General features: G+C 69.6%; 23 protein-coding genes. 12 read left to right on the top strand and 11 right to left on the bottom strand.

Going from position 1 to position 22865, the window contains the following annotated elements:
- Positions 1-147 precede the first annotated feature (147 nt).
- Positions 148-579: a MarR family winged helix-turn-helix transcriptional regulator gene (locus F9C12_RS27975; protein ID WP_009083883.1), complete on the bottom strand. Its 432-nt coding sequence runs from the start codon at positions 577-579 to the stop codon at positions 148-150.
- 43 nt (positions 580-622) lie between these two features.
- On the bottom strand, positions 623-2086 hold the full coding sequence (locus F9C12_RS27970; RefSeq protein ID WP_409184754.1) for an NCS2 family permease: 1464 nt from the start codon (positions 2084-2086) through the stop codon (positions 623-625).
- Between the two features lie 82 nt (positions 2087-2168).
- On the opposite strand from F9C12_RS27970, the gene F9C12_RS27965 reads away from it, so the two are divergent.
- Positions 2169-2396, top strand: a complete 228-nt coding sequence (locus F9C12_RS27965; RefSeq protein WP_409186871.1) for a DUF2530 domain-containing protein — start codon at positions 2169-2171, stop codon at positions 2394-2396.
- 49 nt (positions 2397-2445) lie between these two features.
- Here the strand turns inward: F9C12_RS27965 and F9C12_RS27960 are convergent, their stop codons facing one another.
- A complete protein-coding gene (locus F9C12_RS27960) occupies positions 2446-5238 on the bottom strand; it encodes a sacsin N-terminal ATP-binding-like domain-containing protein (RefSeq protein WP_409462332.1) in 2793 nt (930 codons plus the stop codon).
- A complete protein-coding gene (locus tag F9C12_RS27955) occupies positions 5235-6383 on the bottom strand; it encodes a DUF3027 domain-containing protein (protein ID WP_409462331.1) in 1149 nt (382 codons plus the stop codon). Before F9C12_RS27955 ends, F9C12_RS27960 begins: the two co-directional genes overlap by 4 nt.
- 51 nt (positions 6384-6434) lie before the next feature.
- Between F9C12_RS27955 and F9C12_RS27950 the strand changes: the two genes are divergently transcribed.
- From F9C12_RS27950 to F9C12_RS27940, 3 genes are read left to right on the top strand one after another with little or no spacing between them, the layout of a single operon-like run.
- Positions 6435-7208, top strand: coding sequence for a glutaminyl-peptide cyclotransferase (locus F9C12_RS27950; RefSeq protein WP_409184751.1), 774 nt, complete (start codon positions 6435-6437; stop codon positions 7206-7208).
- A gap of 38 nt (positions 7209-7246) precedes the next feature.
- Positions 7247-9244: an MFS transporter gene (locus F9C12_RS27945; protein ID WP_409462330.1), complete on the top strand. Its 1998-nt coding sequence runs from the start codon at positions 7247-7249 to the stop codon at positions 9242-9244.
- Positions 9245-9253: 9 nt separating this feature from the next.
- Entirely contained in the window at positions 9254-9730 is a 477-nt protein-coding gene (locus tag F9C12_RS27940) for a DUF2771 family protein (protein ID WP_409184749.1), read from the top strand.
- 83 nt (positions 9731-9813) lie between these two features.
- Here F9C12_RS27940 and F9C12_RS27935 read toward each other — a convergent pair whose 3' ends face one another.
- Entirely contained in the window at positions 9814-10200 is a 387-nt protein-coding gene (locus F9C12_RS27935) for a cold-shock protein (RefSeq protein WP_101437344.1), read from the bottom strand.
- Between the two features lie 132 nt (positions 10201-10332).
- Between F9C12_RS27935 and F9C12_RS27930 the strand changes: the two genes are divergently transcribed.
- Complete coding sequence (locus tag F9C12_RS27930; RefSeq protein WP_409462329.1) at positions 10333-10560, top strand: hypothetical protein; 228 nt, start codon at positions 10333-10335, stop codon at positions 10558-10560.
- A 7-nt stretch (positions 10561-10567) separates the two neighbouring features.
- On the opposite strand, the gene F9C12_RS27925 is transcribed toward F9C12_RS27930, so the two are convergent.
- Positions 10568-11188 carry an HAD family hydrolase gene (locus tag F9C12_RS27925; RefSeq protein ID WP_409186870.1) on the bottom strand — a complete coding sequence of 207 codons (621 nt, stop codon included), beginning with the start codon at positions 11186-11188 and terminating at the stop codon, positions 10568-10570.
- 108 nt (positions 11189-11296) lie between these two features.
- On the opposite strand from F9C12_RS27925, the gene F9C12_RS27920 reads away from it, so the two are divergent.
- Together F9C12_RS27920 and F9C12_RS27915 are read left to right on the top strand one after the other, a co-directional pair.
- Positions 11297-11908, top strand: a complete 612-nt coding sequence (locus F9C12_RS27920) for a TetR family transcriptional regulator (RefSeq protein ID WP_409184747.1) — start codon at positions 11297-11299, stop codon at positions 11906-11908.
- The gene (locus F9C12_RS27915; protein WP_409184746.1) at positions 11905-12876 is read left to right on the top strand and encodes a R2-like ligand-binding oxidase; all 972 of its coding nucleotides are present in this window, start codon (positions 11905-11907) and stop codon (positions 12874-12876) included. The genes F9C12_RS27920 and F9C12_RS27915 overlap by 4 nt, the downstream gene beginning before the upstream one ends.
- A gap of 52 nt (positions 12877-12928) precedes the next feature.
- Here F9C12_RS27915 and F9C12_RS27910 read toward each other — a convergent pair whose 3' ends face one another.
- Entirely contained in the window at positions 12929-14587 is a 1659-nt protein-coding gene (locus tag F9C12_RS27910) for an AMP-binding protein (protein ID WP_409462328.1), read from the bottom strand.
- Between the two features lie 142 nt (positions 14588-14729).
- On the opposite strand from F9C12_RS27910, the gene F9C12_RS27905 reads away from it, so the two are divergent.
- The 4 genes from F9C12_RS27905 to F9C12_RS27890 all read left to right on the top strand — a co-directional run bounded on the left by F9C12_RS27905 (position 14730) and on the right by F9C12_RS27890 (position 17368).
- A complete protein-coding gene (locus F9C12_RS27905) occupies positions 14730-15488 on the top strand; it encodes an ESX secretion-associated protein EspG (protein ID WP_409462327.1) in 759 nt (252 codons plus the stop codon).
- A gap of 56 nt (positions 15489-15544) precedes the next feature.
- A complete protein-coding gene (locus tag F9C12_RS27900; protein WP_409462326.1) occupies positions 15545-16309 on the top strand; it encodes a PhzF family phenazine biosynthesis protein in 765 nt (254 codons plus the stop codon).
- On the top strand, positions 16309-16680 hold the full coding sequence (locus F9C12_RS27895; RefSeq protein WP_409184742.1) for a YccF domain-containing protein: 372 nt from the start codon (positions 16309-16311) through the stop codon (positions 16678-16680). The genes F9C12_RS27900 and F9C12_RS27895 overlap by 1 nt, the downstream gene beginning before the upstream one ends.
- A 127-nt stretch (positions 16681-16807) precedes the next feature.
- On the top strand, positions 16808-17368 hold the full coding sequence (locus F9C12_RS27890) for a dihydrofolate reductase family protein (protein ID WP_409184741.1): 561 nt from the start codon (positions 16808-16810) through the stop codon (positions 17366-17368).
- Here F9C12_RS27890 and F9C12_RS27885 read toward each other — a convergent pair.
- Both F9C12_RS27885 and F9C12_RS27880 read right to left on the bottom strand, forming a co-directional pair.
- Positions 17365-18159, bottom strand: coding sequence for a metallophosphoesterase (locus F9C12_RS27885; protein WP_409184740.1), 795 nt, complete (start codon positions 18157-18159; stop codon positions 17365-17367). The two genes, F9C12_RS27890 and F9C12_RS27885, sit on opposite strands and share 4 nt — an antisense overlap.
- 37 nt (positions 18160-18196) lie before the next feature.
- On the bottom strand, positions 18197-18991 hold the full coding sequence (locus F9C12_RS27880) for an HAD-IIA family hydrolase (protein ID WP_409184739.1): 795 nt from the start codon (positions 18989-18991) through the stop codon (positions 18197-18199).
- A 194-nt stretch (positions 18992-19185) separates the two neighbouring features.
- Here F9C12_RS27880 and F9C12_RS27875 point away from each other — a divergent pair, with 194 nt between their 5' ends.
- On the top strand, positions 19186-20964 hold the full coding sequence (locus F9C12_RS27875) for a multicopper oxidase family protein (protein ID WP_409462325.1): 1779 nt from the start codon (positions 19186-19188) through the stop codon (positions 20962-20964).
- A 39-nt stretch (positions 20965-21003) separates the two neighbouring features.
- On the opposite strand, the gene F9C12_RS27870 is transcribed toward F9C12_RS27875, so the two are convergent.
- Positions 21004-22083 carry a sulfate/molybdate ABC transporter ATP-binding protein gene (locus tag F9C12_RS27870; RefSeq protein WP_409462324.1) on the bottom strand — a complete coding sequence of 360 codons (1080 nt, stop codon included), beginning with the start codon at positions 22081-22083 and terminating at the stop codon, positions 21004-21006.
- Positions 22080-22856 carry an ABC transporter permease gene (locus F9C12_RS27865; RefSeq protein ID WP_409462323.1) on the bottom strand — a complete coding sequence of 259 codons (777 nt, stop codon included), beginning with the start codon at positions 22854-22856 and terminating at the stop codon, positions 22080-22082. Before F9C12_RS27865 ends, F9C12_RS27870 begins: the two co-directional genes overlap by 4 nt.
- Between the last annotated feature and the right edge of the window lie 9 nt (positions 22857-22865).

Raw genomic sequence — 22865 nt, 5'->3', positions numbered from 1 at the left:
TTTCCTGGGTTTCCGCCTCGGAAGACGATTTCCTGGCGGTGGACGAGGGGCCGGGCGGAGCGGAACCGGACGGCGGCGGCGCCGTGTCCCGGGTAGCAGCGGATTGGGCCGGACATCCTGTTTCGCTACCCGTGGTGGTCACCTGTGCTAGTTCCCCGCCATCCTGTCGATGATCTCCGCGGCCCGGGAGAGCACTTCGAGCTCTTCCTCGCCGAGTTCGGCCAGTTGCCGGTCCAGCCACGCCTCCCGCACCGAAATGGCCTTGCGCACGAACGCGAGCCCGTCGTCGGACAGCTCGACGATGGCCTGGCGGCCGTCGGTCGGGTGCGGCCTGCGCTCGACGAATCCCATCTCCTCGAGCGCGGCGATGACCCTCGTCATCGAGGGCGGCTGGACGCCTTCCTTCGCGGCGAGCTGACCGGGGGTCAGCGGACCGCACTTGTGCAGGGTGGACAGCGCCGCGATCTGCGTGAGCGACACGTCGTCGGCCACCCGCTGTGCCCGGAGCCTGCGGTTGAGCCGCACCACCGCGAGACGCAAGCGGCTCGCCAGTGATCGCTCGTGCGGGTCGCCGGACATATAGTTAGCATACCTCACGACCTGGGCCCGGTGTTTACGCCGGTCAGGCGAGTGCGGCCTGGATCGGCCCGACCGCGAAGTAGGCGACGAACGCCACCGCGATCACCCACATCAGCGGGTGCACCTTCCGGGCCTTGCCGGTGACCGCCTGGATCACGACGTAGCTGACGAATCCGGCGCCGATGCCGTTGGCGATCGAGTAGGTGAACGGCATGACCACGATGGTCAGGAACGCGGGCAGGGCGATCCTGAAATCGGTGAAGTCGATGTCGCGGACCTGCGCCATCATCAGCGCGCCGACCACCACCAGCGCCGGAGCGGCCGCCTCGACCGGCACGACCTGGTACAGCGGGGTCAGGAACATCGCGGCGAGGAACAGCAGGCCGGTCACGACGTTCGCCAGCCCGGTCCGCGCGCCCTCCGCGATCCCGGAAGCGGATTCCACGAACACGGTGTTCGAGCTGGCCGAGCCGAACCCGCCGGCCGCGCCCGCGAGGCCCTCGACGAACAGCGCCTTGCCGACGTTCGGGAGCTGGCCGTCCTTGCCGACCAGGCCCGCTTCCTTGCCGAGGCCGGTCATGGTGCCCATGGCGTCGAAGAAATCCGCGAGCACGAGGGTGAAGACGAGCAGCACCACGGTGATGATCGGCAGCCGGGTCCACGCGCCGAACGAGACGTCGCCGACCAGCGACAGGTCCGGCAGGCCGACGACCTTCTGCGGCAGCGCCGGGTAGCCGAGGTTCCAGCCCTTCGGGTCGGTGCCGTTCGACGGCCCGGCCTTCACGATCGCCTCGACCACGATCGCCAGCACGGTCGAGCCGAGCACGCCGATCAGGATCGCGCCCTTGACCTTCTTGGCCACGAGCACCGCGGTCAGCAGCAGCCCGACGACGAACACCGCGGTCGGCCACGAGGCGATCGAACCGCCGATGCCGAGCCCGACCGGCACCGTGGTGTGCGCGTCGTCCGGAAGCCGGCGCACGAACCCGGCGTCGACCAGGCCGATCAGGCAGATGAAGAGCCCGATGCCGACCGCGATCGCGGATTTGAGCGCGGGCGGCACGGCGCGGAACACCGCGGTGCGGAAGCCGGTGAGCACGAGCAGGACGATGATCACGCCCTCGATGACCACCAGGCCCATCGCCTCCGGCCAGCTCATCTGCGGCGCGATAGTGACCGCGAGCAGGCTGTTGATGCCGAGCCCGGTGGCGATGCCGAACGGGTAGTTCGCGACCAGCCCCATCAGGATCGTCAGCACGCCGGCGACCAGCGCGGTCACCGCGGCGACCTGCGGCACCGGAAGGATGTGGCCGAGCACGTCCTTGTGCGCCGACGGGGTGTCGGCCGCGAAACTGCCGATGATCAGCGGGTTGAGGACCACGATGTAGGCCATCGTCACGAACGTGACCACGCCGCCGCGGATCTCCCGCCCAGTGCTCGACCCGCGTTCGCTGATCCGGAAGAAGCGGTCCAGTGTGGACCCGGCCCGTTCGCGCTGCTCCGCCATTTCCCCGCCTGTCTCGCTGTTCCGTCCCGGGTAAGCTCAGCACGTGGACGAACCGACCAGTGCTCCGGACGCTCCGGCTGCTTTGCGGCACACGCCGGACCTGCCGAAGCGGCTCACCGACCTGACGCCGGTGGTGATCGTAGGTACTGCGCTCTGGCTTGTCGCGCTCGTGGTGCTCTTCTTCACGAGCGGGGGTGTGTGGGTGTGGACGTGTGTGGCCGGGGTTGTGCTCGGGTTTATCGGGTTCGGGATTATTTTCTGGCAGCGTGCGGCGGCTCGGCGCGGGTCCAAGTCGGCGCAGCGGCTTTAGGGCTCGTGAGTGCTGCTCACGGTTCTAACCGGGACCAGCACTCACGACGTCAGTTCAGCAGCGTGCGCGGCGCGGGGTCTTCCAGCAGCGCGGTGATCCGGTAACGCTCCGCCCAGCGGTCGCTCGCCCACGCGAAGGCGCGCGCCAGCCCCTCGGACGTGTCCGCCGCGTGCAACCGGTCGTCCAACCACCACGGCACGTCGGCCGTCTCGCCCTCGACCGACACGGTGAGCGAGTCGTGCAGCAGCACGCCACCGTCCGGCAGTGCGATGCCGAGCTGGTCCGCGGCGAGCGCGACGGCGGGCAGATCGGCCCACGCGACGTACTCGCCGGTGCTCTCGACCTCGGCTTTCAGGCTGCTCGCGACCGGTACGTCGAGGAGTTCCGCCAGCCGCTCGGGTTCGGCGGGCGCGACGAGGAGCTTCGCCGGATCGAGTGCCGCCGCGACCCACGGCACGTCCAGCACCACGGCGTCCTCTACGACGCTTCCGTCCGCCGCGCGGACGCGAGCGGGGGCGTCGACGTCGGAGATGTCGATCGGCGCGGCCACCAGCGCCGCGTGGGCGCGAGCCACCAGGCCCGGCGTCGGCGTGCGGTCTGGATCGCCGAGTCGTTCGAGCAGGTCGGTGACGTCTTCCGCGGTCTCCAGATCCAGTCCGGTGCGGACTCCCACGGCGCGGAGGAGATCGTCGCTCAGGTCGAGATCCGGCACCGGGTCGTACAGCCCGGCCAGCGCGGTCGCCGAAGCGAGCCGCCAGGAGCCGGGCGCTTCGCCGGCCAGCAGGGCGTACCGCGCGAGCCACCAGCCCGCGTGCCCGTCCGGGCTGTGCAGTGCCTGCCAGGTTTCCGGGCGGGACGCGATCAGCCGGAGCGCGTCCGGCCAGGCGTCGTCCGCGACGAGGTCGAGGTCCCGGATGGACACGACCGTCGTCGGCGGCTGCTCGAACGAATCCCACCACTGCTCTTCGTCCGGAAGCTGATGGTCGGGTTCGTGCGGTTCCTCGTCCAGCACGACCGCGAACGAATCGAGCACCTTCGCCGCGACGAGGGTTTCGGTCGGCCAGTCCTCCGCGAATTCCTCGTCCAGCACGGAAAGCGCGCCGCCGGGCTCGAACACCTCGGGGTCGAGCACGTCCAGCAACGGCGACGTCGGCAGCACCAGCTCGTCCGCGCGCCGCCAGCCGTCCTCCGCGGGCAGCGCCAGCGCGCCGATCCACTCCGGAGCCTGGTCGCCGCAGTCCGCGACCAGCCGCAGCACCGCGCCGGCGAGGTTCATTCCGTCCAAACCGGACTGAACGTCGGCGACGCTGTGCTCCACCGCGTATCGCAGTTGCTCCGCTTCGAGCAGCTGGCGCGCGTCCGCGTGCTTGGCCCCCAGCAGTTCCAGCAACTGATGCGCCGCACCCGGGTGCACCAGCCGAAGCCCCGGAACATCCACATCGGACAGAAGTTCGCGGAGTTCGCCGCTGCCGTCGACCAGCAGCGCGCCCTTGACGCCCGGCAACGTCCGCCCGTCCGACAACGGAACCGGCAGGCCGTCCAGCTGATTCGCGCTGATGGCGTGACTCTCGACCGCGACCGCCAGCTCCGCGTACAGCTTTTGCCACCAGCCGGGTTCGCGGTCGATGCCGGTCAGGACTTCGAGGACGTCCCCGATGCTGAGGATGTTCGCGGACACCGGCTTCAGCAACCGCGGATTCGCCTGCACCAGACCGGGAATGACGTCGGCAAGCAGCGGAGCCAGCCCGTCGATGTCGAGCACCCGCGCCTGCTGCCCGGAGACTTCCCGACCGTCCACTGTGGCCAGCCAGGGCTCCTGCGCGAGCGCGGTGTACACGAGGTCTTTCAGCTGTGCGTCCACAGTGGACTGCGGAAAACCCGCGGCGGGGACCAAGATCGGCCGGTGCTCGGCTTTTACCGCCCGGACCAGCTCGACGTATTCGCTCGCCGCCGTTTCCAGCGCGCGAGTGAGTTCCGCGCCAGGAAGCACACGGCGGCGCGACGGTTCCAACGGCACCTCGGCAATCAACCGAGCCGGGAGCGAAAGCCCTTCGTCGGTCGGCGTCGGCGCGTGCAGCAGATCGTCCTCGAGCGGCTGCGGCACTCCGTCGGCGTCGACCGGGACCGCCCAGACTCCGTGCTTCAGCCACCGCCGTCGCCCGGTCGGCGAAGTGATCTCGACGATCTCCTCACCGCTTCGCGTCCACGTGCGACCGTCCACTTCGGCCTCGGCGAGCCACGGCAGGGCCAGCAGGAGGTCTTCGATCTCGTTCGCCAGGCCGTCGAGCAGCCCCTGTCCGGATTCCCGGAGCGGCAACCGCACTTCGGTGGCGAACCCCTCGGCCGGCTGTTCCGCGACGGGGAACGGCAGCCGCAGCACCGGAACGTCGCCGTCCCGGCCGGATTCCTCCCGCGTGCGCTGCGCGGAGAACGCGACCCCGCCCGAGGTGGAAACCACGCGCGGCTCGTCGGTGACGGTCAGCACGGCCGCGAACCCGACCCCGAACCGGCCGACGGTTCCCTGCTTGGCCGACGCCCGCAGCGACGCGAGCGATTCGACCCCCCGGGCGTCCAGTGGCACGCCGGTATTGGCGAACCGCAGTTCACCGTCCACAACGGACACTCGGATCCGCCCCGGTTCGCCCGCGAGCTGCGCGGCGTCGGCGGCGTTCTGCGCCAGTTCGACGAACAACCGGTCGCGATAAGCGCCCACGCGCAGGTCGCGTTCGGAGTTGGTGTCCTCGGTGAAGCGGGTGGGCGAATCGCGCCAGGCGCTCAGCACCGCTTCCCGCAGCCGGACTGTCCCGAAAGGATCAGCCGCTCCCCCAGCGACTTCGTTCACCGGAGGACATCGCTCCCGTCGGAGTCGCCCTGCTCCGGCGCGGAGCCTTCCTCGGCTGCGACCGCCTCGACGACCACGTCCGCCGCCGTACCCGCCGCCGAAGCCTCGACCGGTTCCTCGGCACCCGGCTCGGCCGAATCCGCAGCGACGTCCTCCGAAGCGGCTTCGGCAGCCTCCTCGACCGGTTCCTCGGCAACCGGCTCGACCGAATCCGCAGCGACATCCGAAGCACCCTCCGAAGCCGCTTCGGCAGCCTCCTCGACCGCCACCTCCACGGCCGCCTCCGGCTCCACCGCCGCGACCTCAGCGGTCTCTTCGGCAGCCGCGGCCGCCGCCTCTTCCACCACCGCCGGGTCCGCGACCGCGCTCGGCTCCGGAGCCGGCTCCGGGGCCGGGGTGAAGTCGATCAGCGAATCGTCGTAAACCAGTTCCGCGACCGGAACCGAGGAAGTCACCTCGACCCGCACCTCCGAATGCGCGCCGCAGCCGTACGCCACGTCCACGACGTGCCCGTCCGCGGGCGCGATGTCGTTCGTGCAGGCGCCGAAGGAGCCGCGCAGCGACCCGGCGAGCGGCACGAAGAACCCGCAGGTCCCGCAGGTCGCGGGCGCGCTGCGGGCCATGTCCGAGCGCGGGCCGAACTCGCCGCTGTGCCAGCGGGCGGCCGCGTCCAGCCTGCCGTAGCGCGAAAGCACGTGCACCCGGCCGAGACCGACCTCCAGAGCGGTCTCCTCGACCGCCGGGTCGTCCGACTGCAGGTACGCGGGCGAAAGGCGCGGGTCGTCCTTGTCCGCCGGGAACAGGTCGCCGACCCCGAGGTCGCCCGCCCGCACCCGCTGCTCCCACGGCACCCACGCGGGCGCGACCAGCGCCTCCGGGCCCGGCTGCAGCACCAGCTCGCTCACCGTGACCGGCTCGTCCGGCCCGGCCACCGCGACGGTGACCGACCAGCGCCAGCCGCGGTAGCCGGGCACCGAGGCTTCGAAAAGGTGGCTCGCGGAGACCGCGTCCTCGCGTTCCACTCCGACGTGCTCGCCGACCTGGTCGGCGGGGGCTTCCGCCAGCACGGCCTCCCGCGCCACCTCGACGGCGTCCGCGAGCTTCCGGTGGAGAGAGCCGTCGTCCAGGGTCAACAGCAGCGTCATACCCCCAATTGTGCCGCACGCATCCGCGCCGCCCGTGCCAGGCTGTTCCTCGTGCGAACCCGGATCGTCTGGCCCCTGGTGGCCGCCGCCCTGCTCGGCGGGTGCGCGGGCACCCAAGCCGCGCCCGCCCAGCCCGAACAGCTCACCGTCCAGGTGCTCGGAACGCTGCCGCACGACTCGACGGCCTTCACCGAAGGACTCGAGTACTCCGGCCCGACGCTGTACGAGAGCCGCGGGCTCGAAGGCAAGTCCGCGCTCACCGCGGGCCCGGCCGGCGAAGCGCCAGCCAAACAGGTAACGGTGCCGTCGCCGCTGTTCGCCGAGGGCATCACGGTGCTCGGGCCGAAGCTGTGGCAGCTGACCTGGCGCGACGGAATCGCCATCGAGCGCGACTCCCAGACGCTCGCCGAGCTGCGGCGCGTGCGTTACGACGGCGAGGGCTGGGGACTGTGTCACCAGCCCGACGGGCGGCTGGTGATGAGCAATGGGTCGTCGAAGCTCACCTTCCGTGATCCGCAAACGTTTGCGGTCACCGGTTCCGTCGAGGTCGGCCAGGACCAGCTGAACGAACTGGAGTGCGTCGGCGACACCGTCTACGCGAACGTCTGGCAGACCGACACCATTCTGCGCATCGACGCCGGCACCGGACGGATCACCGCGAAGATCGACGCCAGCGGGCTGCGCAAGCCCGCCCGGCCCGGCGAGGACGTGCTGAACGGCATCGCCGCCATCCCCGGCACCGACGAATTCCTGCTCGCCGGGAAGCTGTGGCAGTCGTCGTTCCGCGTGAAGTTCGTCCCGGAAAATCAGCGAACCGGCACGTGAGCGGGCGGCGCGGGACCCCGATGAGGCAGGATTGAACCGTGGCCCTCTTCAGCTCGCGCTCCGGTTCCGACAGCCCCCTCGGCGGGCAGTCGGGCAAAGGCCGTGGGCGGAAGAAGCGCCGCTGGACTCCCGAGCCCGGCGCGGCGCAGGCCCGTCCGTGGCGCGAAGCCCCGCCGACCCGGGTCGATCAGGCCGTTGACCAGCGCGTTCGCCAGACTCCGCCGGAGTACGCGCCGGAGCCGCCGCGGGCCCGTCCGGAGCGCATCCCGCCCGAACCGCCCCGCGGCCGCCCGGCCGAACCGCGGACCGAACACGTCGATCCGCGCCGCGAGCCGCCTCGCGCGTACCCCGGACGCAGCGCGTTTTACGACGACGTGCCGCCGTTCGTGCCGAATGCCGACGAAGCGCCCACCGGCGCCGTCCCGATGGGACACCGGCCCCCGCCGCCGCGCGGCGCCCGGCCGTACCCGCCGCGCGAGCACCGCACCGAGCCGGTGCACCCGCGGCCGTACGAAGATCGTCCCGGCAGCGCTGGCTACGAGCACTACGACACCGGCGGTTACGCGGGCGAGCCTCGGATCGACGAGGAGCAGGACGAGGCGTTCAACACCACTGCCGTCCCCGGTGCCGGGTCGATTCCGAAGCTGCCGAAGAAGCTCACCGTCACGCGGGTCGCCGCGCTGCGCAGCCGTCAGCTGAGCGGGCAGGCGATCGGCGCGTTCCAGCGCGCCACCAAGGCGGACGGCGCGGACAAGTCCGGTCTCACCTCGCTGATGTACGCGGTGATGCTGAACTACGCCAGCGACGCCGCGATGGCGATCGCGCTGGCCAACACGCTGTTCTTCGCCGCGACCAGCGGCGAGAGCAAGGGCAAGGTCGCGCTGTACCTGCTGATCACGATCGCGCCGTTCGCGCTCGTCGCGCCGGTGATCGGCCCGGCGCTGGACCGGATCCAGCGCGGCCGCCGGCTCGCGATGTGCGTGTCGTCGATCGGGCAGGGCCTGATGGCCGTGGTGATGGCGCTGCACTTCGACGACTGGCTGCTGTACCCGGCGGCGCTCGGGATGATGGTGCTGTCGAAGTCGTTCACCGTGCTGAAGGCGGCGGTCACGCCGCGCGTGGTGCCGCCGGAGATCACGCTGTCGAAGACCAACGCGCGGATCACCGTGTTCGGCCTGATCGCGGGCGGCGCGTTCGGCGCGCTGGCCAGCGGCGTGAGCAGCCTCACCAACTCCTCCGGCGCGCTGTGGTTCACCGCCGCGATCTGCGTGGCCGCGGCAGTGCAGTCGATGCGGATCCCGTCGTGGGTCGAGGTGACCGAGGGGGAGGTCCCGACGTCGCTGTCCGCCCGGCCGGAGCCGAAGCAGAAGCGGCGGCGCCAGCCGATGGGACGCCACATCGTGGTTGCCTTGTGGGGCAACGGTTCCGTGCGCGTGCTGACTGGCTTCCTGATGATGTTCGCGGCCTTCGCGGTGAAGGCGCAGACCGAACACGCCGGGCACAGCCCGTTCGTGCAGCTGCTGTTGCTGGGCATCATCGGCGCGGCGGCGGGCGTCGGCGGATTCGTCGGCAACGCACTGGGTTCGCGGCTGCACTTCGGTTCGGCGGACCAGGTGATCGTGGCCTGCGTGGCGGCGTGCGTCGTGACGACGTTGATCGCCACGCTGCTGCCCGGACTCGCCACGGCGGCGATCGTCGGTCTCATCGGCGCGACGGCCAGCGCGCTGGCGAAGATCAGCCTCGACGCGGTGATCCAGGAGGACCTGCCGGAGCAGTCGCGCGCCTCGGCGTTCGGGCGTTCGGAAACGGTGCTGCAGCTGTCGTGGTGCATGGGCGGCGCGATCGGGCTGCTGCTGCCGCCGACGTACTGGATCGGCTTCCTGGTCGTGACGCTGCTGCTCGCGGTCGGCCTGACCCAGACCTTCCTGGTGCAGCGCGGCGGATCGCTTCTGCCCGGGCTCGGCGGCAACCGCCCCCTGCGCCCGGAGCCGACCGGCAGCTTCCCCGCCCCGGGGCCCGCGCGAGGCCGCCGGTAATCTCGGGCCATGCGACGTTCCCGGGTGGTGGCCGTGCTCGCGGCCGGTGGTTTCGCGGTGGCCGGCTGTTCCGCGCCGGGTCCGGCCGAGGTGACTTTCTACGCCGACGGGCACACGATCAACGTCGCCCCGATCGGCAACTGCGACATCAAGTCCGGCGTCTGCGCGGCCAACCCCGGCGCGACGGGCAAGCTCAAGGTGCGCCCGGGCCGGTCGGTGCAGATCTCGGTGCCGAAGGAGATCGCCGAGACGCCGTGGAAGGTCACCGTGCAGTACGTGAACTCCAAGGGCGAGCCGCAGCCGCTCAAGGAGGACATCATCACCTCCCGCGACCGCTACGCCTACACCGCGACCCCGCCCGCGAAGGACGACCAGATCGTGGTGGTCGAGATCGCGCAGGCGTCGGTGATCAGCCGCACCGGCGACCCGAACGACGCCGAGGCGGTCACGACGGCGCTGTGGTCGCTGCAGGTCCAGCCTGCCTGAATCGCCTTAAAGCCGTGAAGGGCTCCGCGCGGGGAGATTCCCGCACGGAGCCCTTCACTGTTTTCAAGCGGTGGCGTGACTGATCACGGGTCGAGGTCGCGCGCGACCGCGCGCATGATCTCCGCGATCTGCTTGGTGTTCTTGCGATCCGGGTACCGGTTGCGCCGCAGGTCCGGCTGGACCTTCAGCTCCAGCAGCTTGATCATGTCCTCGATGAGGCCGTGCAGCTCCTCCGCGGGACGGCGGCGCGCCTCGGCGACCGACGGCGGCGGGTCCAGCAGCCGGACGGAGAGCGCCTGCGGTCCGCGCCTGCCGTCGGCCACGCCGAACTCGAGCCGCTGCCCGGCTTTCAGGCCCTCCACGCCGTGGGGCAGCGCGGCCTTGCGGATGTAGACGTCCGCACCGCCGTCTTGCGTGACGAAGCCGAACCCCTTCTCCGCGTCGTACCACTTGACCTTGCCGGTCGGCACTTCCCTCACCAGTCCTTCTGCTGTGCAGGTCACGACGAACGCGCCCCGAGCGATCTCGAGGCGCGCGTCCGATAAGCGTATCTCGCCACAGGTGCTGGGGAGAAGCGGATAGTCCCGTTACTCTCACAGCCCATGGAGAACAAAGCGAAGCAGACCGGCAAACCGATCCTCATGCGGCTCGGCATCGGCCTGTTCGCCATCGGCATGCTCGCGGTGGCGACGGTGTTCGTGATGTTCGCCGCCGGCCTGGAGAACCTGCCGGTGTGGCTCAGCGCGGCCGCCGGCGTGATCACCCCGCTCGGCCTGCTGCTCGGCCTGATCGCGCTGATCCAGGAAGCCCGCGCCGGAAAGCACGGCTGAGCAGCGGTTACACCGCCGTCTCCACGAACGTCCTGGCAAACCACTCCGGGAAATCGACCAGCGAGTCGAACACCACGTCCGCGCCCTCGGCGGCCAGTTCCTCGCGGGTGCACGGCCCGGTCGCCACGGCCACCGACATCGCGTTGGCCGCTCGCGCGCCCCGCACGTCGCCGAGGTGGTCGCCGACGTACGCGCGGGCCTCGTGCTCCAGCAGGGCCGCCGCCTTCTGCGTGGACCACAGCTCGCCCACCAGCGCGTCGACCCGCAGGCCCAGTGCGTCGAGGTGCATCTGCGCGTTGGGCGCGTACTTGCCGGTGACCACGAGCGTCCGCCCGCCCGCCGCGCGGACCGCCCGCAGCGCCTCGGCCGCGCCGGGCAGCGCGACCGTGCTCGGCACGACCGTCTCCGGGTACAGCTCGCGGAACTGCCAGATCAGCTCGGGGATCCGGTCCTCCGGCGCGCCGAAATCGCGCAGTGCCTGATCGAGCGGCGGCCCGAGGTTCGACGCGAACGCCTCCCCGTCGAACGGCAGCCCGGACTTCTCGCCGAGCGCGTTCATCGCCGCGACCATGCCCGGCCGCGGGTCGATCAATGTCATGTCGAGGTCGAACCCCACCGTGATGCCCACGTCCGACACGGTAGCTGCCCGCACCGACAGTTCCGGCGGGGTTTTGTACACGTGCGCCATCCAGGTAAAGCTTCTTGACACAGATTCATCCTGTGTCAAGCTGACGGTGTGACCAGCTTCACCGAGCGGACCAAGGCGACGCTGCGCGAGACGCTGCTGGACGCCGCCGCGGATCTGCTCCCCGACCGCGGCCACCAGGGCCTCCGGATGGCCGACGTGGCCGCGAAAGCCGGGGTCAGCAGGCAGACGGTCTACAACGAGTTCGGCAGCAAGGCGGCGCTCACGCAGGCCGTCGCGCTGCGCGTCGCCGCGGAATTCCTCGACGGCATCCGCTGCCGGTTCGAGGACGCCGAGAGTTTGCTCACGGGCATCCGCGGCGCGGTCGTCTACACCATCGAACACGCCAGGGAGAACCGGCTGATCGCGGCGGCGCTCGGCACCGAAGCCGGCGAGGACCTGCTTCCGTTGCTGACCTCCCGGGGCGAGCCGATCCTCACCGCGGCGGCCGATCTCGCGGCGCAGCAGTACCTCGCGCTCGAACCCCGGCTCACGCCGGAAGCCGCCGCGCTGCTCGCCGAGACGGTGGTCCGGCTGTCGCTCAGCCACCTGGTGCTGCCGACGCATTCCGCGGCCGAGGCCGCGGAGTCGATCCTCGCGGTGCTCGCCCCCGCCATCGACCGATTCGTCCACAACGGAGTGAAACGAGAGGGCCAGTCATGACCGAGACGCTTCCGGAGCTGCGCAGCGGCTTCTCGTCCCTGCGCGAGGGCGGGCTGAACTGGGACTCGTTCCCGTTGCGGCTGTTCGTCAAGGGCAACAAGAAGTTCTGGAATCCGGCGGACCTCGACTTCAGCCGCGAACGCGAGGGCTGGGAAAGCCTGACGCCCGAACAGCAACGCTCGACCACCTACCTCGTCGCGCAGTTCATCGCGGGCGAGGAGGCGGTGACCGAGGACATCCAGCCGTTCATGCGCGCGATGTCGGCTACCGGCCGGTTCGGCGACGAGATGTATCTGACCCAGTTCTGTTTCGAGGAAGCCAAGCACGTCGAGGTCTTCCGGCGCTGGATGGACGCCGTCGGACTGGACGCCGACCTGCATTCCTACGTCGCGGAAAACCCCCACTACCGCAAGCTTTTCTACGAGGAACTGCCGCAGTCGCTGCGCGCGCTGGAGGACGATCCCAGTCCGCTCAACCAGATCCGCGCGAGCGTGACGTACAACCACGTGATCGAAGGCAGCCTCGCGCTCACCGGGTACTACTCGTGGCAGCTGATCTGCACGCAGAACCAGATCCTGCCGGGAATGCAGGAATTGGTCCGCCACATCGGCGACGACGAACGCCGCCACATGGCGTGGGGCACGTTCACCTGCCGCCGGCACGTCGCCGCGGACGACGCGATGTGGGACGCCGTGCAGGAACGCATGGGCGAGCTGCTGCCGCACGCGCTCGGCATGATCCAGTGGGTGCAGGACCAATTCGAGGAAGTCCCGTTCGACAACGATCCGGAAGAATTGCTCCAGTACGCCGCCGACCGCGCCCAGCGCCGCCTCGGGGCGATCGAATCCGCGCGGGGCACGCCGGTCGAGCAGATCGACCTCGACTACTCACCCGAGCAGCTCGAGGACACCTTCGGCGAGGAGGACGAGAAGGCACTCGCCGAAGCCGCCGCAGCCGCTTCCGCCTGACCTGCTCGTGAGTGTTTATGCCGGTTCTAACCGGCATAAACACTCACGAGGTTCACGCGTGCTTCTGCGCCGCCGCCTGCTCCAGCCCCAGCAATGTCACCGACTGCTGCCGCATCTCGACCTTGCGCACCTTCCCGGTCACCGTCATCGGGAATTCGTCGACCACGTGGATGTACCGCGGAATCTTGTAATGCGCCAATTTGCCCTGGCAGAACTCGCGCACCGATTCCGCGGTCAGCGGTTCCGCACCCTCGCGCATCCGGATCCAGGCCATCAGTTCCTCGCCGTACTTGACGTCCGGCACGCCGATCACCTGCGCGTCCAGCACGTCCGGGTGGGTGTAGAGGAATTCCTCGATCTCGCGCGGGTAAATGTTTTCGCCGCCGCGGATCACCATGTCCTTGATCCGGCCGGTGATGTTGAGATAACCCTCGTCGTCCATGACCGCGAGGTCGCCGGTGTGCATCCAGCGCGCGGCGTCGATCGCCTCGGCGGTCTTTTCCGGTTCCTCCCAATAGCCGAGCATCACCGAATAGCCGCGGGTGCACAGTTCGCCGGGAGTCCCGCGCGGCACGGTCAGCCCGGTTTCCGGATCGACCACTTTGGACTCGAGATGCGGGCCGACCCGGCCGACCGTGGACACCCGGCGCTCCACCGAATCGTCGGCGCGGGTCTGCGTCGACACCGGCGACGTCTCGGTCATGCCGTAGCAAATGGACACCTCGGTCATCCCCATCCGGTCGATGACCTGCTTCATCACCTCGACCGGGCACGGCGATCCGGCCATGATGCCGGTGCGCAGCGAGCCGAGGTCGAACGTCTCGAACTCCGGGTGGTTCAGCTCGGCGATGAACATCGTCGGCACGCCGTAGAGCGACGTGCAGCGTTCGGCGGCGACCGCGGCGAGCGTGGCCTTCGGGTCGAACGCCGGGGCCGGGATGACCATGCACGCACCGTGGCTCGTGCACGCGAGGTTGCCCATCACCATGCCGAAGCAGTGGTAGAAGGGCACCGGGAGGCAGACCCGGTCCTTTTCGGTGTAATTGCACAACTCGCCGACGAAAAAGCCGTTGTTGAGGATGTTGTGGTGGCTGAGCGTCGCGCCCTTGGGGAAGCCGGTGGTGCCGCTCGTGTACTGGATGTTGATCGGATCGTCCGCGGACAGCGCGGCCTGCTGCCGCGCGAGCCGCTCCGGGTCGCCGCCGCGGCCGGACTCCATCAGGTCGGTCCACGACGAGGTGCCGAGCAGGACGACCGCTTCCAGGTCCGGGCAGTTCGGCCGGACCTCCTCGATCATCGCGGCGTAGTCGGAGGTTTTGAACTTGTCCGCCGCCACGAGCATCCGGATGCCCGCCTGGTTGAGCACGTACTGCAGTTCGTGCGACCGGTAGGCCGGGTTGATGTTGACCAGGATCGCGCCGATTTTCGCCGTCGCGTACTGGAGGAACGTCCATTCCGCCCGGTTCGGCGACCAGATGCCGACGCGGTCCCCCTTGCCGATGCCGGACGCGAGCAGCCCGTGCGCGAGCGTGTCGACCTCGGCGGCGAGTTCCCGGTAGGTCCAGCGGGCACCTGCCTCGCGGTCGACGAGCGCGTCCCGGTCGCCGAACGCGGCCACCGTGCGGTCGAAATTGTCCCCGATCGTGTCGCCGAGCAGGGGGACGCTGGAGGTCCCGGAGGCGTAACTCGGCAGTGCAGGCGCGTCAGGCATCGGTGCCTCCCGTGGCGGTCTTCTTCGACGAGCCCGAGTCTAAGCTCGATTTCGGACCTTTCCGCCACCCTCGTTATGGGGTGCGCTCGCACGACCGGCTGAGCGTCGTGCGCGTTCCGCTACCCTCGGTGCGGGTTGTTTCGTGCACGAGGGGACTGGGACGTTGCCAGAGGAATTCTCCCTGGGCTGGACCGAGACCGACGTGGCGGTGCGGCGCACCGGATTGCCCGCGTCGTGGCATCCGTTCGAGATCCGCAGCGCGGGCGCGACGATGACCGAGCACAACCGGCTGGCCGACGAGGCGTGGGCGGCGATGCGCGGCCGGGGTCTCGCCGACGCGGAGAAACTCGACCGGGACGTCGAAGCGACCCTGCGCGCCTGGACGAGGCCGGACGTGCTGATCATCGTGCGCGCGGCCGAACTGCCGTCCGGGACCGTGCTGTACCGCGCGTGCATCGGCGAGGGCCTCGGCGTGTTCTCCGAACAGGTCGACGACGGGCTCCGCTTCCGGCAGATCCGGCCGGAGCGGCTGGTGGACCTGGTGCTGAGCATGTTCCCGCCGTATCCCGCGCTGCCCGTTTCCCCGGTGGCGATCACGCAATCCCCGCCGCCGAAACGCAACGCCGAGGCCCCGGCCCCCTCGCGCCGGGATCGCGACGCGCTGGCGGGGTACTCGCAATGGCCGCTGCACCGGCACGGAACCGTGGAACTTTCGCTGCGGCCAGGGCAAGGCACGCTGCGCCCGGTCTCGACGGCGACGTTCGTCGACACCGACGGCGGCCGGTACCTGACGTTCTCGGAACCCTTGCCCGACGGCGGGTTCCGGCTGCACTTCACCCCTTCGACGGGCACGCACCTGCGGAAATGGCTGCTGGAGACCATCGAAGAGGGCGTGCGCTGAAAATTCAGGGCTAATCCCCGATGCCGCCGCCCGCTCCGCCCGGCAAGATCGGCTTCATGGACCCGAGTGCCCAGACCGAATTCCACCTCGTCGACGCCTTCACCGACCGCGCCTTCGCCGGCAACCCGGCGGGCGTCGTCGTGCTCGATCAACCCGCGGACGCCGCGTGGATGCAGCAGGTCGCGGCGGAGCTGAAGCACTCCGAGACCGCGTTCGTGGTCAACACCGGCGAGGGTGCGAAGCCGCTTCGCTGGTTCACCCCGACCAGCGAGGTCTCGCTCTGCGGGCACGCCACCATCGCGGTCACGCAGGTCCTTGGCGGGCACCAGGTTTACGACACGCTCAGCGGTCAGCTGACCTGCACCAAGGCCGACGGCTGGATCGAGATGGACTTCCCCGCCGACCCGCCCGTCGAGACCGGCGAAGACCTCTCGCACATCCTCAAGGCGCCCGCGAAGTTCACCGGACGGGCCCGCGAGAACCTGTTCGCCGTGCTCGACAGCGCCGAAGCGGTGCGGGAGGCCGAACCGGACCTCGACGCCCTCCGCGCCACCTGGACCGGACGGCTGGTCATCACCGCGCCGGGCGACGACTTCGTCAGCCGCTTCTTCGGCCCCGGCGTAGGCGTGGACGAGGACCCGGTCACCGGTTCCGCGCACTGCTCGCTGGCCCCGTACTGGGCGCGGCAACTGGGAAAAACCACCCTCGTGGGGCATCAGGTCTCCGCGCGAGGCGGAACCGTGCGCACCGAAATCCGCGACGACCGCGTGCTGCTGCGCGGCCAGGCCGTCACCGTAGCGAGCGGGGAGTTGTACGTCTGATGCGACTGATCCTCAACGTGATCTGGCTCGTCCTGGCCGGTTTCTGGATGGCGCTGGGCTACCTGCTGGCCGGGGTCGTCTGCTGCGTCCTGATCGTCACGATCCCGTTCGGCATCGCGTCGTTCCGGATCGCGAACTACGCGCTGTGGCCGTTCGGCCGCACGGTCATCGACCGCCGAGAAGCCGGGGTCGGCTCGTTCGTCGGCAACGTGATCTGGTTCCTGGTCGCCGGACTGTGGCTCAGCATCGGCCACCTGGTCACCGGGGTGCTGCAGTGCCTCACGATCATCGGCATCCCGCTGGGGCTGGCGAACTTCAAGATGATCCCGATCTCGCTGATGCCGCTGGGCAAGGAGATCGTGGACTCCTGAGGTCCGCTGCCGCGCGACCCTTCAGGTTCCGCCAGCCCGCTGCCTCCGGCCAGCAAGATCCCCTGAACGCCAACCGAAAAATATTTTTGTCTTGACAACTCAGTCGTTCGGCAGCAGGCTAAGCCGCATGACGACCACTCGAAAGCTCATCCTCGGTTTCTACGTCTCCCTCGACGGCAAGAGCGCCGACGCCGACAACGGCATCCGCGACGTCATGATGTCGATCGACGACCCCGAGCAGGAGAAATACTTCGTCGACCAGCTCTGGGAAGCCGGGGCCTTCCTCATGGGCCGCACCACCTACGAGGCCATGGCGGGCTTCTGGCCCACCGCAGACCACCCCTCGGCCAAGGCGATGAACGCGATTCCCAAGGTCGTGTTCTCCAGATCCCTGACCACCGCCGACTGGGCCGAGACCCGGATCGCCAGCGGGGACCTCGCCGAAGAAATCGCCAAGCTCAAGGCCGAGCCCGGCAAGGATCTCGTCGCCGCGGGCGGGACCGCGTTCCTGCATTCGCTGATCAAGCTCGGCGTCGTGGACGAATACCGGCTCTGGGTGCTGCCCGCGGTCACCGGCAAGGGCGCGGCGCTGTTCCCCGAGCTTGAACAGGCCCGGCGGCTGCGTCTGGTGAAGAGCACCGCCTTCCCGTCCGGGATTCTCGAACTGCGATACGCCCCGGCCGCCTAGTCCTCCGGCTCGAAGGGAAGCTTCACCACGAGGCACGGGCCGCCGACGAACAGGCCGCCGTCGATGCCCAGCGCTTTTCCTCCGGCGTAGAGGTACGGGCCCTCGATCTGCGTCGGGTGGATGCCCAGCTGGTCGGCGATCACGCTGTGCCCGTGGACGATCCGCGAGCCTCCGAGCGCCTTGAGCATCCGTTCGGCGTTCTCCTCGCCGTCCGGGCCGCGGAAGGCGTACCGGGTGGTCATCCGCCGCCACACGTCCCACCAAGCCTCGATGTTGCTGCCGGAGAGAATGTCGTGCGCGGTGGCGTTGATCGAGTCGAGGTCCTCGCCCCAGTCGAGGTACTCGAGGGTGTCCGAGTGCAGCAGCAGATGGTCCTCGTCGACCGCGACCAGCGGGCGCGCGGTGAGCCATTCGATGTGCTCGGGGGTGAGCCGGTCCTGGTCCGACAGCAGGCCGCCGTTGATCTCCCAGCTGCGCGCGAAACTGCGCGGCCCGAAATCGGACGGCACCGGACGGTCGCCGAAGTGGTACATCCCGAGCAGCAGGATCTCGTGGTTGCCGAGCAGCATCTGCACCGAGCCGCCCGCTTCAGCCGCCTGGTCCTGCAGCTGCCGCACGAGGTCGATCACCCCGACGCCGTCCGGGCCGCGGTCGGTGAAGTCGCCGAGGAACCACAACCGGTCGTCGACGCCGGCCCAGTTGCCGTCGCTGTCGACCAGGCCCTCGGCGCGCAGTGCGTCAACCAGGGCGTCCCGGTGCCCGTGGACGTCGCCCACCACATAGACGCTCATCGTTTGACGATATGCCCTGATCCCGGGCGGTGGGCGGTCAGCCTTCGCCGAACGGGTCGAGCGTTCGCCCGATCAGGTCGGCGACCGAGCCGATCACCTTCGTCGGCCGGTACGGGTAGTTCTCCACCGACTCCTCGTTCGAGATGCCGGTGAGCACCAGGATGGTCTGCAGCCCGGCCTCGATCCCGGAGTGCACGTCGGTGTCCATCCGGTCGCCGATCATGAGCGTCGACTCCGAATGCGCGCCCAGCCGGCGCAGCGCGGACCGCATCATCAGCGGGTTCGGCTTGCCGACGTAGTACGGCGAGCGGCCGGTGGCGCGCTCGATCAGCGCCGCGACGGACCCGGTGGCCGGCATCGAGCCCTCGACGCTCGGGCCGGTCGCATCCGGGTTGGTCGCGATGAACTTCGCGCCGCCCTCGATCAGCCGGATCGCGCGGGTGATCGCGCTGAAGCTGTACGTGCGCGTTTCGCCGAGCACGACGTAGTCCGGGTCGCGTTCGGTCAGCACGTAGCCGACCTCGTGCAGCGCCGTGGTGAGCCCGGCCTCGCCGATCACGAACGCCGAGCCGTTCGGCCGCTGCGACGCGAGGAACTTCGCGGTGGCCAGCGCCGAGGTCCAGATGGACTCCTCGGGAATGTCCAAACCAGTCCGCAGCAGCCGCGCCCGCAAGTCGCGCGGGGTGTAGATGGAGTTATTGGTGAGCACTAAAAAGTCGATCTCGTTGTTGCGCAGTTCGGCAAGGAACTCGTCCGCCCCAGGGACGAGGTGTTCCTCCCTGACCAGCACACCGTCCATGTCGGAGAGATACGTCCACCGGCCTTCGCTCATGCGCGAAAACCTATCACGCGCGCGATCCGCCTGCGGCATACGACGAAAACGGCTACAGTGGAAATTGCCGGCAACGCGAGGGGAGTCGCGGAGCCGGTTACCGAGGGGGTTCGGGGGAATCTTTTCCGTAAGCACCGGCGCATTCGCCGTCGCGCAATTCTTCCTGCCCCTTGTCTTGAAGGGGGAACAATCCGATGACCGACATCATCGACCGGCCCGCCGCCGCGGGCGCGATCACCGGGCCGAACTGGGGGCTCGCCAAATTCCTTGACCCGCTGCCGGTTCCGCCGGTGCTGCGGCCGCCGTGGTGGGGACAGGACATGATCACCATTCCCATGGTGGCGAAGCGGCAGCGGCTGCACTCGCAATTGCCGCCGAGCACCTTGTGGACTTATGCGGGACATTTCCCAGGGCCGACAATCGAAGTGCGCAGCGGCAAACAACTGCGGATTTCGTGGTCGAACGAAATAGAAGGCGAGTTCCCGCTGGTCGCCGTTCAGGGGCCGGTGGCCGACGCGCCGACCAGCCGTCCCGGCCGCGAACTCGACCGGCCCGGCTACTCGATCGTCGACGGCGTCGCGGACCTGCCCGCGTGGACCGTCGTCCACCTGCACGGCGCCCGCACCAACGCGGGCAACGACGGCTGGGCGCACAACGCCGGGCTCAAGGGAACTTCGCAGCTCGTCGAGTACCAGAACCGGCAGCAGGCGATGCCGCTCTGGTACCACGACCACGCCATGGCGATCACCCGCTTCAACGTCCACACGGGCCTGGCCGGGATGTACCTGATCCGCGACGACGAGGAGGACGAACTCGGCCTGCCCGGCGGCGACCGGGAACTGCCGCTGATCCTGGCCGACCGCAACCTCGACACCGACCCGGCGACCGGGCAGCTCACCGGGCAGCTGCTGTACAAGTTCCCGTATGTGCCGAACGGGCCGATGATCCCGTTCTCCGGTCCGTTCACGCTGGTCAACGGCGTGATCTGGCCGCACCTCGACGTCACCCCGCGGTGGTACCGCTTCCGGCTGCTCAACGCGGCCAACGAACGGTTCTTCACGCTGAACCTGGTCGACGAGAACAACGTGCCGCAGAACGACGCCGTCCGCCTGATCGGCACCGACGGCGGGTTGCTGCCCGCGCCCGCGCCGGTGCCGTCCGGCGGACTGACCGTCGCGCCCGCCGAGCGCTTCGACGTGCTGGTCGACTTCAGCCGGTTCCGGGGGCGGAAACTCAAGCTGCGCAACGCGGATCCGCTCCTGGGCGGGGTCGAACCGGACGTCATGGAGTTCCGGGTGGACAACCGCCCGCGGCACGATTCGTTCGAGCTGCCCGAAAAGCTCTCGTCGTCGTACGTCCGGATCAAGCACGGTTCGACGCTGCCGGAGGATCACCACCACGTCTGGGTCGCGCTGCTGCTCAACGCCGCCGGGCATCCGGAGATGTGGGACCTCGAACAGGTCGACGCCGATCCGGGCGGCAAGGGGGTCATCCAGGTCAAGGACCCGGCGGGCGGGCTGAAGACGCTCCGGATGGTCGGCCGGATCTTCGACGACACCACCGGCGTCTTCCTCGACCACGGCAAATGGGCGGTGTGGAACATCGTGCACGTCGCGGACGGCGGGCCCGCGCATCCGTTCCACATCCACCTGACCGAATTCCAGGCGCTCTTCCGGCGGAAGTTCACCACCACGTTCGACCCGGCCGCCGAGCGCACGACCGCGGCGATCGAGGGATTCACCGAGGTCCCGCTGGAAAAGTACGAGGAGGGCTGGAAGGACACGATCATCGTGAACCCCGGCGAGTGGGTGAGCGTCGCCGGCCAGTTCGGCGGCGGCACCGGCGAGTTCATGTACCACTGCCACATCCTCGACCACGAGGACGAGGGCATGATGCGGCCGTTCGTCGTGCATCCGCCTGAGGTGGCGAAGTTCCACGTGCACCCGGGCGGAGGCCACCACCACGAAGGCTGACCGGGACCGAGCCGGGCGCCGCGTGGGGGGACGCCCGGCTCAGGAGGCCGCGGCCGGGTGCACCGCCACGGTCGCGGCCTTCACCGACAGCGTCACCGCCGAACCGGGCTCCAACGCGAGTTCCGCGACGGCGGCCGGGGTGAGGTCGGCGGTCAGGCCGTGTGCCCAGCCGTCGCCCTCGGTTCGGACGCGGATTACCGGGCCGTGCGGTTCCAGTGCGGCGACGACGGCGTCGATGGTGTTGCGCGGGCTGCCGTGGTGCTCGCCGTCATGCGGATAAACCGCGACCGCGTTCGGCGCGAATACCGCGACCGCCGCCTCGTCCACCACGGTGTCCGGCGTCAGCAATCCCGTCACCACCTCACCGGACGGCGTAAGCAATCCGTCCGCCACCGCTACGCCGGAAACCAGGTTCAGCCCCGCGATCCGTGCGGTGAACGGCGTCCGCGGCGCGGCCAGCACCTCCCGCGTCGGGCCGCGTTCGACGATTCGGCCGCCGTTCATCACCGCGACGTGGTCGGCCAGCGCCAGTGCGTCCAGCGGATCGTGGGTGACCAGCACGGTCGTCGGGCCGTCGCGCAACACTCGGCGCAGCAGGCCGCGGATCGCCGGCGCCGAGTCCACATCAAGTGCGGCGAAGGGTTCGTCCAGCAACAGCAGATCCGGCGCGGACGCCAGCGCTCGCGCGATCGCTACCCGCTGCTGCTGTCCGCCGGACAGCTGGCTCGGCCGCCGGTTCGCGAATTCCGCGGCGTCCACTTCGGACAGCCAGCGCGTGGCGACCGCTCGCGCTTCCGCCCGTCCGGTTCCGGTCGAGCGCGGCGAGAACGCGACATTGTCCATTGCGGACAGATGCGGGAAGAGCAGTGCGTCCTGGGACAGCAGCCCGATCCGCCGTTCGTGCGGCGGCAGGTCGACGCCGTTCCCAGCCAGCCGCCGGCCGGCGAGCGTGACGTCGGCCGAGGTCACCGACAGCAGACCGGCGAGGCCACCGAGCACAGTGGACTTCCCGGAGCCGTTGGGTCCGAGCAGCGCGAGCACGGTGCCGCCGGGCACGGTGAACTCGACGTCGAGCGAGAACTCGCCGCGGGTCAGCGCCAGCTTCGCGGAAAGCGTCACCGCAGCCCGCCTTCCCACGACCGCGGCCGCGCGACCGCGATGACCAGGATCGCGACCACGATGAGCAGCAACGCGAGCGCGACCGCGCTGTCGATGTCCACTTCGGCCTGCGTGTAGACCTCGAGCGGCAGCGTCCGGGTCACGCCTTCCAGACTGCCCGCGAACGTGATGGTCGCACCGAATTCGCCCAGCGCGCGAGCGAAACTCAGCACCACGCCGGAGCCGAGCGCGGGCAGCAGCAACGGCAGCGTCACCCGGTGGAACACCGTCCACGGGCGCGCGCCGAGGGTCGAGGCGACCTGCTCATAGCGGTCGCCGGAACCGCGCAGCGCGCCTTCCAGGCTGACGACGAGGAACGGCATCGCCACGAACGTCTGCGCGATGACCACCGCGGCCGTCGTGAACGGCACCTGCTCGCCGGTCAGCCAGTTGAGCAGAATGCCAAGAAAACCCTTGCGGCCCAACAGGTATAGCAGGGCGAGGCCGCCGACCACCGGCGGCAGCACGAGCGGCAGCAGCACGATCGACCGCAGCATCCGCACTCCTGGCACCCGGGAGCGGGCCAGCACGACCGCCAGCGGGACCCCGAGCACCACACAGGCCACTGTGGACAGTGCGGCGGTCACCAGCGACAGCCGGAGCGCGTTCAGCGACGAGGGCGTCACCAACAGCGACGGCAGCCGGGTCAGATCGGACCGCACGAGCAGACCGACGACCGGCAGCACGACGAGCGCGAGCGCGGCGACGGCGGGGAACCAGAGGAGCAGCGGCACCCGGGCGTG

Source organism: Amycolatopsis sp. GA6-003 (assembly GCF_046267895.1).
GTDB lineage: Bacteria > Actinomycetota > Actinomycetes > Mycobacteriales > Pseudonocardiaceae > Amycolatopsis.
Note: the sequence above shows the minus strand (reverse complement) of the source record. Positions and strands in the feature narration are given on the sequence as shown.